Origin of the sequence: Sphingomonas koreensis (genome assembly GCF_002797435.1) — a bacterium.
GTDB lineage: Bacteria > Pseudomonadota > Alphaproteobacteria > Sphingomonadales > Sphingomonadaceae > Sphingomonas > Sphingomonas koreensis.
In genome coordinates, this window is sequence record NZ_PGEN01000001.1 from 2,945,167 (window position 1) to 2,958,766 (window position 13,600).

General features: G+C 65.6%; 15 protein-coding genes. 9 read left to right on the top strand and 6 right to left on the bottom strand.

Features of this window, described 5'->3' with window-relative positions:
- The first annotated feature begins 132 nt into the window (after nt 1–132).
- The 6 genes from BDW16_RS13995 to BDW16_RS14020 are packed head-to-tail and all read left to right on the top strand — an operon-like array spanning nt 133 to nt 5,719.
- On the top strand, nt 133–540 hold the full coding sequence (locus tag BDW16_RS13995) for a Zn-ribbon domain-containing OB-fold protein (protein WP_066580709.1): 408 nt from the start codon (nt 133–135) through the stop codon (nt 538–540).
- Nucleotides 537–1,724, top strand: a complete 1,188-nt coding sequence (locus BDW16_RS14000) for a thiolase family protein (RefSeq protein ID WP_066580711.1) — start codon at nt 537–539, stop codon at nt 1,722–1,724. The genes BDW16_RS13995 and BDW16_RS14000 overlap by 4 nt, the downstream gene beginning before the upstream one ends.
- A gap of 3 nt (nt 1,725–1,727) precedes the next feature.
- Nucleotides 1,728–2,600 carry an NAD(P)-dependent oxidoreductase gene (locus tag BDW16_RS14005; RefSeq protein WP_066580713.1) on the top strand — a complete coding sequence of 291 codons (873 nt, stop codon included), beginning with the start codon at nt 1,728–1,730 and terminating at the stop codon, nt 2,598–2,600.
- The gene (locus BDW16_RS14010; RefSeq protein WP_083954405.1) at nt 2,569–3,468 is read left to right on the top strand and encodes a cupin domain-containing protein; all 900 of its coding nucleotides are present in this window, start codon (nt 2,569–2,571) and stop codon (nt 3,466–3,468) included. The genes BDW16_RS14005 and BDW16_RS14010 overlap by 32 nt, the downstream gene beginning before the upstream one ends.
- Before the next feature lie 4 nt (nt 3,469–3,472).
- Nucleotides 3,473–4,003 carry a carboxymuconolactone decarboxylase family protein gene (locus BDW16_RS14015; RefSeq protein WP_066580716.1) on the top strand — a complete coding sequence of 177 codons (531 nt, stop codon included), beginning with the start codon at nt 3,473–3,475 and terminating at the stop codon, nt 4,001–4,003.
- A gap of 54 nt (nt 4,004–4,057) precedes the next feature.
- On the top strand, nt 4,058–5,719 hold the full coding sequence (locus BDW16_RS14020) for an MFS transporter (RefSeq protein WP_066580753.1): 1,662 nt from the start codon (nt 4,058–4,060) through the stop codon (nt 5,717–5,719).
- A gap of 6 nt (nt 5,720–5,725) precedes the next feature.
- Here BDW16_RS14020 and BDW16_RS14025 read toward each other — a convergent pair whose 3' ends face one another.
- Genes BDW16_RS14025 through BDW16_RS14040 form a run of 4 tightly spaced genes read right to left on the bottom strand, consistent with a single transcriptional unit; the run spans nt 5,726 to nt 8,538 of the window.
- Nucleotides 5,726–6,517, bottom strand: coding sequence for an enoyl-CoA hydratase/isomerase family protein (locus BDW16_RS14025; RefSeq protein WP_066580718.1), 792 nt, complete (start codon nt 6,515–6,517; stop codon nt 5,726–5,728).
- Between the two features lie 7 nt (nt 6,518–6,524).
- Nucleotides 6,525–7,331 (bottom strand): SDR family NAD(P)-dependent oxidoreductase, encoded by an 807-nt coding sequence (locus BDW16_RS14030; RefSeq protein WP_066580719.1) that lies wholly within the window; start codon nt 7,329–7,331, stop codon nt 6,525–6,527.
- 2 nt (nt 7,332–7,333) lie between these two features.
- Nucleotides 7,334–7,750 (bottom strand): nuclear transport factor 2 family protein, encoded by a 417-nt coding sequence (locus BDW16_RS14035; RefSeq protein WP_066580722.1) that lies wholly within the window; start codon nt 7,748–7,750, stop codon nt 7,334–7,336.
- On the bottom strand, nt 7,747–8,538 hold the full coding sequence (locus BDW16_RS14040) for an SDR family NAD(P)-dependent oxidoreductase (protein WP_241230600.1): 792 nt from the start codon (nt 8,536–8,538) through the stop codon (nt 7,747–7,749). The genes BDW16_RS14035 and BDW16_RS14040 overlap by 4 nt, the downstream gene beginning before the upstream one ends.
- A 153-nt stretch (nt 8,539–8,691) precedes the next feature.
- On the opposite strand from BDW16_RS14040, the gene BDW16_RS14045 reads away from it, so the two are divergent.
- The 3 genes from BDW16_RS14045 to BDW16_RS14055 are packed head-to-tail and all read left to right on the top strand — an operon-like array spanning nt 8,692 to nt 11,927.
- Complete coding sequence (locus BDW16_RS14045) at nt 8,692–9,756, top strand: phosphotransferase family protein (protein WP_066580723.1); 1,065 nt, start codon at nt 8,692–8,694, stop codon at nt 9,754–9,756.
- A 24-nt stretch (nt 9,757–9,780) separates the two neighbouring features.
- Entirely contained in the window at nt 9,781–11,160 is a 1,380-nt protein-coding gene (locus BDW16_RS14050; protein ID WP_066580725.1) for an acyl-CoA dehydrogenase family protein, read from the top strand.
- On the top strand, nt 11,160–11,927 hold the full coding sequence (locus BDW16_RS14055; RefSeq protein WP_066580727.1) for an SDR family oxidoreductase: 768 nt from the start codon (nt 11,160–11,162) through the stop codon (nt 11,925–11,927). Before BDW16_RS14050 ends, BDW16_RS14055 begins: the two co-directional genes overlap by 1 nt.
- Here BDW16_RS14055 and BDW16_RS14060 read toward each other — a convergent pair.
- Both BDW16_RS14060 and BDW16_RS14065 read right to left on the bottom strand, forming a co-directional pair.
- The gene (locus tag BDW16_RS14060) at nt 11,924–12,694 is read right to left on the bottom strand and encodes an enoyl-CoA hydratase (protein WP_241230599.1); all 771 of its coding nucleotides are present in this window, start codon (nt 12,692–12,694) and stop codon (nt 11,924–11,926) included. The two genes, BDW16_RS14055 and BDW16_RS14060, sit on opposite strands and share 4 nt — an antisense overlap.
- Entirely contained in the window at nt 12,691–13,488 is a 798-nt protein-coding gene (locus tag BDW16_RS14065) for a tyrosine-protein phosphatase (protein WP_157926348.1), read from the bottom strand. Before BDW16_RS14065 ends, BDW16_RS14060 begins: the two co-directional genes overlap by 4 nt.
- Nucleotides 13,489–13,600 lie beyond the last annotated feature (112 nt).

A 13,600-nucleotide genomic window follows, 5' to 3' on the forward strand; every position in this document is an offset into this window, starting at 1 on the left:
GGCAAAGCCAAGCCGAGGCACCATGCGAACAGATAGGCGATGAATCGCGGCCGCCGGTGGCGGGGGAAGTGCTTTTGGTCCTAGCTGCGGCCGAGACGAGACGTCCGAGAAGCGCGCGGGAGAGAGAAAGCGATGAACGGCCCTGTCCGGCCACTGCCCGCGGTCGATGGCGACAACCGGCCTTTCTGGACCGGCGGTCGCGATGGGCTGCTGATGATCGCGCGTTGCGCCGATTGCGGCTATCATGTGCATCCACCGACGCGCTTCTGCCCGGCTTGCGAAAGCCTTGCCGTCGCGCCGCAGGCCGTGTCGGGACGCGGGCGGGTCTATAGCTTCACCGTCAACTACAAGGCCTGGGTACCGGACTTGCCGGTGCCCTATGTGCTGGCGCTGGTCGAACTTGACGAGCAGACGGGTCTGCGGTTGCCGGCGAATATCGTCGGTTGCGATCCGGACGATGTCGAGATCGGGATGGCGGTCTCGGTACGGTTCGAGGCGGTCGAAGATCTCCATGTGCCGCTGTTCGGACCTGCAGCATGAGCAGTTACGGCGAAAAGGAATGCGCGATCACCGGGATCGGCATGTCCGAAGTATCGCGCGGCGCCAGCAAGACACCGCTCGGCCTGACGATCGACGCCTGCATGGAAGCGATCGAGGATGCGGGGCTGACGCGCGCCGACATCGATGGCGTGTCGAGCTATCCCGGTGGCGACAATAATGCTTCGGGCTTTTCGCCGGTCGGCGTGCCCGCATTGATGGATGCGCTTCGGATCGAGCCTAACTGGTATTCGGGCGGCGGTGAAACGCCGGGACAGCTGGGCGCGGTATTCAACGCCATCGGCGCCATCTCGGCGGGGCTTTGCAACCATGTCCTCGTATTCCGCACCGTCTATGAAGCCTCGGCGCGCAAGGGCGGGACCTTTGCCAACGCCTTGTTCAAGGGGCGTGAGCGCGCCCATGGCCAGCTTGCCGAATGGGCGCCCTATTGGGCACTCTCGGCGGCGGTACAGCAATCGCTCTATTTTCAGCGCTTCATCCACGATTATGGCGCGCGGCCCGATCAGGTCGGCTGGATCGCGGTCAACAACCGGCGCAACGCGGCGCGCAATCCCAAGGCGGTGTATCGCGACCCGATCACGATCGGCGACTACCTGGCATCCCCGCTCATATGCACGCCGCTGCACCTCTATGATTGCGACGTGCCGTGCGATGGCGCGGTGGCGCTGATCGTATCGCGCCGCGAGATTGCGCGCGATCTGCGCAACCCGGTGCTGCGCATCGAGGCGGTCGGATCGGCGCTCCATCGCCGCTACAGCTGGTCGCAGATCGAGACGCCCGCGACGCAGGCGACCCAGTCGGTGGCGAAGATGATGTGGTCGCGCACCGATCTCACGCCTGCCGATCTGGACATGGCGCAGCTCTATGACGGCTTCACCTACCATACGCTGGCCTGGCTCGGGTCGATGGGAATTTGCGACCACGCCGACGCCGCCGCCTTCGTCGAGGGCGGCAAGCGGATCGCGATCGAGGGTGAGATGCCGATCAACACCGGGGGAGGTCAGCTCTCGGCCGGGCGCCTGCATGCTTATGGTCAGTTGCACGAGGCCTGTACCCAGTTGTGGGAGCGCGGGGGGGCGCGGCAAGTGCCCGGCGATGTCAGGGTGAGCGTGAACTGCACGGCCGGTGGCCCCCTGGCGGGCTGCATGCTGCTGGTGCGGGAGTAGGCGATGCGGGTCGGATTCATCGGCCTGGGCGATCAGGGCGGCCCGATGGCGCGCATGATCGTGGATGCGGGCTTTCCCGTCACTCTTTGGGCACGGCGTGCGTCCGCGATCGAGCGGTTCGTGGCGCGCGGGGCAGGGGTTGCGGCAGATCCTGCGGCGCTGGCGTCAGCCTGCGAACTGGTCTGCCTGTGCGTGACCGGGGATGCCGATGTGCGTGAACTGCTGATCGATCGTGGCATGATCGCAGCTCTGCGCAAGCGAAGCCTGGTCGCGATCCATTCGACCATCAACCCGAAAACCTGCGTCGAGCTGGCGCGAATGGTTTCCGCCCGGGGTGCCACCTTGCTCGATATGCCGGTGTCGGGATCAGGCCATGCCGCACTCGCGCGCAAATTGCTGGTGATGACGGGAGGCGATGCCGGCGCGATCGCACGGACGATGCCGGTGCTCGAGAGCTACGCCGGAACGATCATCCGCATGGGGGATGTCGGTGCCGCGATGAATGCGAAGCTGGTCAACAACCTGATGGCCGTGGTCAATATCGGCCAGGCATTCCACGCGCTCGCGCTCGGCCGGAAGGTGGGAGTCGAGCCCGCGGCGCTGCGCCAGGCGCTGATGGTGGGAACCGGGCGCAGCTTTGCCATCGATCTGATCGCGCGGCTGCATGTGCCAAAGCGCGCGCATCATGTGCGAGGGGTATTGGTGAAGGATGTCGACCTGGCGATCGAGGCCATGCCGGCGGGCGAACGCGCCTATTGGCGGCCGCTGGCTCAGGCCGGGCTGGATGCACTCGAACAACTGATCTCCGGCGGGGTGACGCTGCTGCCGGTGAAGGAGGAGGAACATGGCGAATATGTCGTCTATGGCACGGCCTGACAGGGCCGCTGCGCGCGCTGAATTCTATGCGCCCGAAATCGCCTTCGACCGCCCCGTGCCCAAGGTGCCGGCCGCGGCGTTCCGCGCGGAGCGCGATCGCGCGTTCGCCGCCGATGCAGCGACCGTTTCGATCCCGTGCGACCTGTCCGAGCAGCTGGGCAGCCCCTGGCCCGCGACCACGCCGACCATGCTCGCCCGTTATGTCGTGATCCGTGCGGGCGAGACGCTGCAGCATCAGCACTGCTCGACCGGCGAGGTCTTCTACGTCATGCGCGGCGCGGGAGAGACGGTGTGCCGGGCCGAATCATTTGCGTGGAAGCGCGGCGATGCATTCTGCCTGCCCGGCGGTGAGCCGGTCGAGCATCTGGCAATGCAGGATGCGATCCTGCTGCAGGTGACCAACGAGCCCGAGCTCGCCTATCTGCGGGCCGCGCCGGGCGGCGCCGCGATCGAGCCGACGCTGTTTCCCGGCGAGATCGCCGCACAGCATCTCCACAACGTCCATGGCCGCAACAGCGAACAGCGTGCGGCGGGCAAGTCCGTCGTGTTCCTCACCGCGATGATGGCGAGTCGCCGTGTCACCACGCCGACCCTGCTCTCCGCGCTCAACACACTGGAGCCCGGCGGCGACCAGCGGCCGCATCGTCACAGCTCGGTTGCCCTGACGCTGAGCATCCAGGGCGAGGGCGTCTATTCGATGGTCGATGGCGAGCGCATCGACTGGGCGCCCGATACGCTGTTCGTCACTCCGCCCGGCGCGGTGCATTCGCACCACAACCGGGGAGACAAGATGATGCTGAGCTATGTCGTGCAGGATACCGGCCTTCACAGCCAGCTGCGTACCACCAACTTCGCATGGACGGAGTGACACGATGCCGGTGATCGCCCCGTTGCCGATGGAAGAGATCGATGCCGAGAGCCGCGCGCGGATCGCCGCCGGTCGGGCGACGGGCATGTACAGCCAGACGCTACCGCTTCAGGTCATGGCGCGTGCGCCCGCCGCGTTGCGCGCGATGGACGAGGGGTACAAGGCGATGTTCCGCCGGTCGCTGCTGGATGACCGGCTACGCGAGCTGCTTCGCATCCGCAGCGCCCAGCTCAACGGATGCAGACCCTGCTCGCAATCGCGCAAGGAGACGGACGTTGCCGAAAGCGACGTCGCGTGCCTGATCGATCCCGACGCCGGCAGCTATTCGCGGCGTGAACGTCTCGCGCTCCAGTTCCTGGTGCGTCTGTGTACCGAACCCGATGCGATCACGCCGGCGACCTATGTCGAATTGGCCGAGGCGTTTTCGGTCGCGGAGATTGTCGAGCTGGGCTGGACCTGCGCACAGACGATGGCGGGGCATCGATTCATGCACACACTGGATCTGCTGGGTGACGGCGAGGCCGTTCTTGGATGATGCGCCGCTCGGCGCCGCTTGCCGCGGATGCGGACGCAGCATGGCGGCGACGCGGTGAACGAAGAAGCTGATGGCGCCAGAAAGGACAGCGGCGCCTTCCAGCCGCTCGTCCATCGTAATTTTCGCGAGATATGGCTCGCGAGCCTGATGTCGAACCTGGCGCTGCTGATCACCGGCGTCGGTGCGGCCTGGGCGATGACGCTGCTGACGGACAGCGCGCAGATGGTGGCGCTGGTCCAGTCCGCGCTGATGCTGCCGTTTCTGTTCCTGGCAATGCCGGCGGGCGCGATCGCCGACAGCTATGACCGGCGCAGGGTGGCCATCCTTGCGATGGGCGGCGCCGCCTTGTCCAACCTGCTGCTCCTTGGCGTGGCCCTATCGGGCCTGCTCACGCCCTGGCTGTTGCTGGCGCTGTGTTTTCTGGTCGGCATCTTCAACACCATGTTCACGCCCTCCTGGCAGTCGGCAGTCTCCGAACAGGTGCCGGCCGAGGACCTGCCGCGCGCGGTCGCCCTCAACGCGATCAGCTTCAACATCGCGCGCAGCTTCGGGCCGGCGCTGGGCGGCGCGATCGTCGCCGCCATCGGCGCGGCAGCTGCATTCGCGGCATCGGTGCTACTCTACGTGCCGATGATCACTGCCTTCTGGCGCTGGCGCCGCGTGCCGGACACGCCGCGCCTGCCGCCGGAGCGTGTGGGCGGAGCGATCGTCTCGGGGATCCAGTATATTGGACATTCGGGGGCGATGCGCGCGGTGATCGTGCGCAGTTTTCTCTATTGCGCAGGGGCGTCGTCGGTCGCGGGATTGCTCCCGTTGGTCTCGAAGCTCCATCTGCAGGGCGGCCCGCTCGTCTTTGGCCTGCTGCTCGCCTGCTATGGCGGCGGTGCAGTGATCGGTGGCGTGTTCCTGCAGCGGCTGCGCAGCATGCTCGGACACAGCCCGACCGAGAATGGCGTTGCCCTGACGGCGGCGGCGATCATTGCCCTGGCCTTTGCCGGGTCGCTTTGGCTAGCCGCGCCGATCCTGATCTTCCTGGGGGCCGTCTGGACGCAGGCACTGACCACGCTGAATGTCGCGGTTCAGACGGGCGCGCCGCGCTGGGTCTCGGGACGGGCGCTCGCAGGCTTTCAGGCGACGGCGGCGGGAGGTTTCGCGCTCGGCAGCTGGGTGTGGGGCTATGTCGTGGAGGAATCGTCGCTGACGGCGGCGATGATCGCATCGGGTGTCGCGTTGATGGCCTTCTCGATTGCCGGGCGCTTGATGAAATCGCCTGCGGATATCCCTAATCCTGCCGCCGCCCGATACGATCCGGCCGACCCCGAGATCGACCTCGCGCTAACCGGGCGCAGCGGCCCGATCGCCATCCAGGTCGTGCATATCGTGCCCGAAGAAGATGCGCGCGGCTTCTATGACATCATGCTGGAAATCCGTCGCATCCGTCGCCGCAACGGGGCCAGCGCCTGGTCGCTTGCGCGCGATATTGCAGACGCGCGCCGCTGGATCGAACGATTCCACTGTCCGACCTGGCATGACTATCTTCGCCATCGCACCCGCCTGACCGCCGAGGAGCTCGGGCTCCTGAGCGTTATCGCCGAACGCTATGGCGAGAATGGTCAGCTTCGTATGACCAGGCTCCTCGAGCGGCCGGTCGGGTCGGTGCGTTGGCAGGCGGACACGCCTGATCGGGGCGAGCTTCCCGCCACGCTTGCCCCCTGAGGACGATCAGCCGCTCCGCGTGAAGTCCGGCGGCCGTTTCTCGAGAAAGGCGCTGACTGCCTCGCGAAAATCGCCCGAACCGCCGCACAGCAATTGGGTCCGCGCTTCCAGCGCAATGGCGGCCTGCATCGAAGCGGTTTCCAGGTTGCGGCGGACGACGTCCTTGGTCATCGCAACGCCAAAGGGCGCGTTCGCGGCGATCAGGCGGGCCGTTTCGAGCGCGGTATCGAGCAACACATCGTCCGCCACGGTCCGCACGACATAGCCGATCCGCTCGGCTTCCTCGGCATCGAATTTTCGGCCGGTCAGCATCAGCTCGAATGCGCGCGACAGCCCGATCAGGCGCGGCAACAGCCAGGAAATTCCGCACTCGCCAGCCGAGAGGCCCAGGCGGGCATTGGCGATGGAAAAATGGGCCGAGCGCCCGGCGATGCGAATATCGGCGGCAAGCGTGAAGGCGAAGCCGCCGCCCGCCGCCGCGCCGTTGACTGCGGCGATCACCGGCTGGCGCAGATTGGCGATGCGCTCCATCAGCCTGGCGAGGCGAAGCTGCGAAGCCAGCGACTCTTCGGGTCCTGCGCTTTCCACGAAATCGCTCTTGAGGTCAGCGCCGGCGCAAAAGGCGCGGCCGGCACCGGTCAGGATCAGGACCCGGGCCTCGCGATCCGCGTCCAGCCGGTCGAACAGCGCCTCGAACGACGCGATCAGGTTGCGGTCGATCGCATTCATGCGCGCCGGGCGATTGATCGTGGCGATGACGATGCCGCCGTCGTGCCTGTCGATCTGCAGTTCGTTCATCTGGCCCTCACTGGAAATGGGAGCCGCCATCGACATTGGTGTTGGCGCCGGTCATGAAGGTGGAGATGCGCGAGGCGGCGAGCAGGATGGCGGGCGCGATCTCGTCGGGATGTGCCACGCGGCCGAGGTCGGTGCTGCTGCCGAACCGCGACTTGAGCCATTGGCCCGATGCGGCGAGGTCGTCGGGATCGACACGACCCTCCGACCCCGAACTAACATAGGCACGCAGATTGGCCGACATGACCGGGCCGGGCGAGATGATGTTGACCAGAATCCCCTCGCCAGCCAGCTCGAGTGCCATGTTCTTGCTGATCGAAACCAGCGCGGCCTTGGCGGCGGTATAGTCCGCCAGCCCGCGCGAATGATGCTGGGTCGACATCGCGGACAGGTTGACCACCCGCGCCCAGGGCGCCGCGCGCAGCAAGGGCAGGGCGGCGCGAACGCACCGCATCGCGCCGAGCGCGCCGATGCTGAACGAGTCGATCCACCGGGCGTCATCGATTTCGTGCCATGGCTGGCCGCAGGTCTGCGGTCCGGCGGCGTTAACCAGCGCGTTGAGATGCGGCCAATGTGCCGCGATGGTCGCAAATGCGGCATCGACCGATGCGGTGTCGCCGATATCGGCAACCGCGGTCAGCACGTCGGCACTGCCCAGCTTGCGCAGCGCGCTGGCGGTTTCGCCGAGGCGGCCGGCGTCGCGCCCGATCACGGCAATTTTCGCGCCCTCGCGCGCGAAGGCTTCCGCCGCCGCCCGGCCCATCCCTGCGCTGCCGCCGGAAACGCAGACACAGGCGTCACCCAAGCCGAGATCCATATCTAATCTCCCAATGTCCAGAGCAGCTTGACCCGGCGATGCGCGATCCGCCAGCCGGCCGCTTCCCGGACAAAGCGATCGACATAGCTTCCTTCCTGGATCACCTGGCCGGCGCGCATCACGAAGAAATAGGTCCAGCCCTGCGCGTTGCCCGCGTCCGTGAACTCGACCCGGCTCGTCGTCAGATGATGGCGCGATCCGCGCAGATCGATCCCGTCCGACCCGGTCGCGGCGACGCCGGACAGAAATCCCGCGATCGCCTGTTGTCCGCGATGGATCGCATTGGGAATCTCCAACACTCCATCCTCGGCAAACACCGCCACCACCTCGTCGATTTTCCCGCGATCGCCAGCGCTGTTGTAAACGCTTTGAAGATGCCGGATCTTCGCGCGCGCCTGTGCCTGCTCGGACTCGTTCATGACGCAAGCTGCCAGTTGCCGGTCTCGGAGCGATGCCATCCGCCGGCCGCCGTGATGCCACCGTCCACCGGGATGGTGGCCCCGGTCACCCAGGACGCCGCCGGGGAAGCAAGGAAGGCGATGACCGATCCTGCTTCATGGATCGTCGCCATTCGGCCCAGCGGCACATGACGATCGCGCGCCGCGATCCTGGCTGGATCGGTGGGCATGTGCGGGCGCAGGCCGGGCGTATCGATCAGGTCCGGCGCGATGCAGTTCACCCGAATCGCCCGCGGGGCAAGCTCCAGCGCCATCGTCTTGGTGAACTCGACCATCGCCGCCTTGCAGGCAGCATAGACGCTGAACCCTGGCGCCGCCCGCAACGCTTCGGTGCTGGCGACATTCACGATCGCGCCCCCGTTCGCCATCACCCGCGCCGCTGACTGGGTCGCGGCCAGCATGGAGGTGAAGTTGAGATCGGTGACCCGCTGCCAATTGCCCTCATTCTGATCGAGAAAGGCGCGCGGGCGCACACCGCCTGCATTGTTGACCAGAATGTCGATCCGCCCGAACTCGGCCGCTGCGAAATCCACCAGCGCGCGCGCCTGATCGGCCTGCATCATGTCGGCAGGCCGGAAGGCTGCGCGGCGGCCGATCGCTTCGATCGCTGCCGCGACGCGCGCGCCGTTGTGGGCATCGATATCGCCGAGCACGATGTCGGCGCCCATGCCCGCCAAAGCGAGCGCTGCGCCCTCTCCGATTCCGTTCGCGCCTGCGGTCACGACCGCGACCTTCCCTTGGAGCTGCACTATTCTCTCCTGTCGCTGCGATCCCGACCCAAGGCTTCGGAACCGTCCGGCGCAACCCGCAAGCACATCGCATCACGGATGCGATGGAACATGAGGTTTGCTGGACACTTGTCTAGTCAGATGTCTAGCGAGGTGCGAACGGAGAGGAATCGGATGAGCGATCTATTCACGCCCGCGCAATTCGAAGCGCTCGACGCGTGGTTGACGGCCAATGTTCCCGCGCTGGGCGATGGCGTGCTGACAGCGAGTTTCGTGACCGGCGGCACCAGCAATATCGTTGTCCGGCTGAGCCGCGGCGATATCGCTGTCGTGCTGCGCAAAGCGCCCCAGCAGGCGCCCCCCGCCAGCGCGAAGGCGATCCAGCGCGAAGCGACCGTGCTGAAGGCGCTGGGCGGGTCGCGGGTCCCGCACCCCCGCTTTCACGGCTATTGCGAGGACGCCTCGATCGCAGGCGGTCCATTCTACATCATGGATCTGGTTGATGGTTGGGCCGCCGATCTCAGCCCGGTCGATAACCAGATGCGCTTCAATGCCGCCTTTACCGGCCCCGATCTGCATTATCTCGCGCATGCCATGATTGACGGCATCGTCGAGATGGCCAACCTCGACTATGTCGCGGCCGGACTGCAGGGCTATGGCAAACCCGACAAGTTCCTGGAACGCCAGGTGGAGCGGTGGCGCAGCCAGCTCGCAAGCTATCCCGACCGTTATCCGGGCTTCGAAAGCCGCCAGTTGCCGGGCCTCGACTATGTCGCCGACTGGCTGAGCGCGAATGTGCCGACGACCGGCCGGCCCGGCCTGATGCATGGCGACTATGCGATGAACAATGTGCTGTTCGCCAATCGCCCGCCTGCGCGGCTCGCGGCGATCATCGACTGGGAAACCTCGACCATCGGCGATCCGATGATGGATCTTGCCGCCTATTGCGGACAATTGCGCCGCGGCAACGGACCGCAGCCGGCCAGTCCCTATCTCGATCCCGTCCGGTTTCCCTGGTTCGAGGACGCAGTCGATTATTTCGCGGAGCGCACCGGGCGCGACGTGTCCGCCATCGACTATTACCAGATCCTCGCCAAATACCGGATGGCCTGCATCATTGAATACAAAGTCGCCGAGGCAGCGATCGGCCTCGCGGCGCCCGAAAAGGGCCGGCGTTTCGACGGACTTGTCCGCGGCTTGCTGTCCGAAGCCGAAAGCATCGCCCGCGCCAGGGGCTGACACCTTATCTCCAGGAGACTAGCCATGGATTTCACCGTCGACGCCGAGTTCCAGAAGAAGCTCGACTGGATGAAGGACTTTGTCGAGAACAAGGTCCGGCCGCTCGAATTCATCTATGATTACGACAAGGATGCCGCCTACGACATCGAGAACAAGCCGCTTCGCAAGGTCATCAAACGCCTCCAGCAGGAGGTGAAGGACAATGGCATGTGGGCTGCCCATCTGCCCGAACATCTGGGCGGAAGCGGCTGCGGCGCGGTCAAGCTCACCTATATGAACGAGATGTTCGGCACCTCCGCCTTCGGCCCGGTGGTGTTCGGGTGCCAGGGGCCGGACACCGGCAACAGCGAGATCCTCGCAATGTTCGGTACCGAGGAGCAGAAAGCGCAATATCTGCAGCCGCTGCTCGACGGAGACATTTTTTCGACCTTTGCGATGACCGAGCCCCAGGGCGGGTCGGACCCGACCAATTTGCGCTGCGTCGCGGTCCGCGATGGCGACGACTGGGTGATCACCGGAGACAAATGGTTCGCATCCAATGCCAACCATGCCAGCTTCATGATCGTGATGGCCGCCACCGATCCGACGGCACCGCCGCATAGCCGTGCGACGATGTTCATCGTACCGACCGACGCGCCGGGCTTCGAGATCGTCCGCAACATCGGCTTCTGGACGGACAGCCCCAATTCGGGCGGCCACCCCTGGATCCGCTTCAACGGGGTACGCGTGCCGGACAGCGCCCGGCTTGGACCGGTGGGCGAAGGGTTCAAGGTCGCGCAATCGCGGCTGGGCGGGGGGCGGCTGCATCACGCCCAGCGCACGATCGGGCTGGTCAAGCATTTGATCGACATGATGGCCGAGCGCGCGGTCAGCCGCATGTCGGGCGGGGAACCGATCGGCAACAAGCAGGCCGTGCAGGCGATGATCGCCGAAAGCTATATCGAATATATGCAGTTCCGTCTGCTTGTCCTCTACACCGCCTGGATGTTCGACCAGCAGCAGGAACATGGCCGCGAGGGCCGCAAGATGATCAGCGCGATCAAGGCTGCGATGGCGAAGATCGCGCAAGACGTGACGATCCGAGCGGTGCATCTGCATGGCTCGCACGGCCTGTCGAACATCATGCATTTCGGCGAGTATCTCGCGGTGGCGCTGCACGAGGGAGCGGCGGACGGCGTGACCGAGCTCCATCTCGGCGCCGTCGCCAAGCAAGTGCTGCGCGACTATAAGCCGCGCGAAGGCAGCAACTTGCCGAGCGAGACGACGTTCCTCAAAAAGGCCTGGGCGGAAAAGCAGCTCAAGCCGATCCTCGATGAGCTTGGCCTCACCTTCGACGATGGCCGCGCAGACATCGAGAAGAACCTGCCGGTCGAGAAATATAATCTGAAGCCGGTATCGGCCTGATGGATCTCTCGATCGGATCGCTGTTCACGGTCGCGGGCAAGACCGCGATCGTGACCGGCGGGTCGAGCGGGGTGGGACGGATGATCGCGTCCGCGCTCGCCGCCAATGGCGCGCGGACCTGTATCGTTGGCCGCAAGCGGGCTGCGCTTGAGGCGGTAGCGGGCGAGATCGGCTGCGATTTCATCGTCGCCGATCTGTCGCTCCCCGATGCGATCGCCCGGCTCGCAGGCGAGATCGCCGCGCGCGAGACCGCCATCGACATCCTCGTCAACAATGCGGGAACGACCTGGGGGGCGCCCTTCCCGGCATTTCCGCTGGAGGGGTTCGACAAGGTGTTCGCGCTCAACGTCCGCACGCCGTTCCTGCTGACACAGGCGCTGTTGCCGCTGCTCGAGGCTGGCGCGAGCACCAAGGATTTCTCGCGCGTCATCAATATCAGCTCGGTGGGCGCGCGGATGATCGGCGAGGATGGCGGGTCGGTTGCCTACGGCCCGTCCAAGGCCGCGGTCGAACAGATGACACGCGTGATGGCACGTCAGCTCGGCAGGCACCGGATCACCGTCAACGCCATCGCGCCCGGCTGGTTTCCGTCCCGGATGAATGCACCGCTCGGCGATCAGGCGGCGGAGGACTGGATTTCGCGGACACCAGCCGGACGCCTCGGCACCGTGCGGGATATGGGCGGGCTAGCGCTGTTCCTGTGTTCGCCGGCCGGGGCCTATGTGAGCGGGCAAGTCATCGATATCGATGGAGGCCGCTCGCTCTAGGCGTTGCGGGCCTTTGTGGCGATCGCCTCGCGGTCGAGCGATTCCTTGCGGAACGACTGGTTGGCATCGCGCGATCTGCGATGCTCATTGTCGATCGCATCGGCATAGGTGAGTCCGAAATTCTCGTCGATCAGCGCGTTGTAGCGGCGGATGACGGATGGGTCGTTTGCTGCGATATCGTCGGCCAGCTTGAGCGCGGCTTGCATCAATTCCGCCGGTTCGACGACGCGGTTGACCAGCCCCCAACGCTCCGCCGTTTCGGCATCGATGGCATTGCCGCCGAGCGACATTTCCTTAGCGCGTCCGATGCCCACAAGGCGAGAGAGCAATGCGCTCATTCTCCCCCCCGGAATGACGCCCACGCGCGTATGGGTATCCGCGAATTTGGCGCCGCGCGCGGCGATGCGGATATCGCAGCACATAGCCAGCTCAAGCCCGCCCGTAATCGCAAAGCCATTGATCGCGCCGATCACCGGGCCACCGAATGCCGCCATGCCGAAGCGGCGATGGCCCGCACCCTGGTCGTCGTCCGGTGCTTGCAGCCCCGACTCGCCGCTCGACAATTCCTTGAGGTCCATTCCCGCGCAAAAGGCACGTCCCTTGCCGGTCAGGATCGCGACCCGTGTCGCGTCGGGAAGACCGGCAAAGGCGGCTGCAAGCTGCGCGGACAGGGCGCGCGACATCGCGTTCAACGCGTCAGGCCGATTGAGCGTGACGATCGCGATCGGCCCGCGATGTTCGACGAGGACGACAGGTTCTTCCATCATTCAGGCTCCAGCAAATGGGTGCGGATCGCGTTGATTTCGGCATCGCCAAGACCAAGCCACCCGAAATAGCCGGCGAGATCGCCATGGGTCTCCTCGATCGCGGCAAACATCGCGTCGAGATAGGCGGCATCGACGGTCAGCATCGGCTCCCACACCGCAGGATCGACGTCGGGGCGCGCAACATGGTTGTGGAAGCGGTGGCGGCCCGCATCGAGATAGACGTTACTCAGCAGATAGTCCGCCATGATGTCCGCGCGGGCGACGCCCAGCAGATCCAGCATGAGCGCAGCCAGCGCGCCGGTGCGGTCCTTGCCTCCGGCACAGTTGAACAGCAGGGGAAGCTCACCTGCTGCCGCGGCCTGAAATATCGACTTGAACGCATCAGCCTGATCGAAGGGGAGGGCGCGGTAAAGCGCCAGCATGCCATCGCGCATGTCTGCGGCGGTCGGTGTCGCGGCGGCTGCGAGGGCGGGAAGATCTGCACCGCTGTGGCGATAATCGCGCGCGAGACGACGGATCTGCAGTCCCCAGCTGCGTGCCGGACGCCGTTCGCGCTCGATGCTCGTTCGCAGATCATAGATCAGGCGAAGATCCAGCGCCTCCAGCGTGGCAATATCGACGTCGGTGATCTTCGCCAGTTCGCCCGCACGATAGAGCCGGCCCCACCGGACCGTGCGGCCGAAGCGTGTCGCATAGCCGCCCAAGTCGCGCACATTACTGGCGCGCTCGAGGTGGATATGGCGATCGACGAGCTCGCTTGTTGGCAGCCGGACCCTGTTCGTCTTGCATTCCATGCCCTCACCCTGACCGGCGGCGGCGGTCGCGGCCAGCGTTGAAGCGTAAAGCATCGCATAGGTGCTGGGTGCGGGATTGCCTCGTCCGGCCCGAGCGGTGATGGTCCGCGGC

Excerpts from the sequence above, each read along its gene's own strand:
- BDW16_RS14055 (WP_066580727.1), top strand. The coding sequence starts at position 11,160 with ATGGATCTCTCGATCGGATCGCTGTTCACGGTCGCGGGCAAGACCGCG.
- BDW16_RS14045 (WP_066580723.1), top strand. The coding sequence starts at position 8,692 with ATGAGCGATCTATTCACGCCCGCGCAATTCGAAGCGCTCGACGCGTGG.
- BDW16_RS14025 (WP_066580718.1), bottom strand. The coding sequence starts at position 6,517 with ATGAACGAACTGCAGATCGACAGGCACGACGGCGGCATCGTCATCGCC.
- BDW16_RS14030 (WP_066580719.1), bottom strand. The coding sequence starts at position 7,331 with ATGGATCTCGGCTTGGGTGACGCCTGTGTCTGCGTTTCCGGCGGCAGC.
- BDW16_RS13995 (WP_066580709.1), top strand. The coding sequence starts at position 133 with ATGAACGGCCCTGTCCGGCCACTGCCCGCGGTCGATGGCGACAACCGG.
- BDW16_RS14005 (WP_066580713.1), top strand. The coding sequence starts at position 1,728 with ATGCGGGTCGGATTCATCGGCCTGGGCGATCAGGGCGGCCCGATGGCG.
- BDW16_RS14065 (WP_157926348.1), bottom strand. The coding sequence starts at position 13,488 with ATGGAATGCAAGACGAACAGGGTCCGGCTGCCAACAAGCGAGCTCGTC.
- BDW16_RS14000 (WP_066580711.1), top strand. The coding sequence starts at position 537 with ATGAGCAGTTACGGCGAAAAGGAATGCGCGATCACCGGGATCGGCATG.
- BDW16_RS14060 (WP_241230599.1), bottom strand. The coding sequence starts at position 12,694 with ATGATGGAAGAACCTGTCGTCCTCGTCGAACATCGCGGGCCGATCGCG.
- BDW16_RS14050 (WP_066580725.1), top strand. The coding sequence starts at position 9,781 with ATGGATTTCACCGTCGACGCCGAGTTCCAGAAGAAGCTCGACTGGATG.
- BDW16_RS14015 (WP_066580716.1), top strand. The coding sequence starts at position 3,473 with ATGCCGGTGATCGCCCCGTTGCCGATGGAAGAGATCGATGCCGAGAGC.
- BDW16_RS14010 (WP_083954405.1), top strand. The coding sequence starts at position 2,569 with ATGGCGAATATGTCGTCTATGGCACGGCCTGACAGGGCCGCTGCGCGC.
- BDW16_RS14035 (WP_066580722.1), bottom strand. The coding sequence starts at position 7,750 with ATGAACGAGTCCGAGCAGGCACAGGCGCGCGCGAAGATCCGGCATCTT.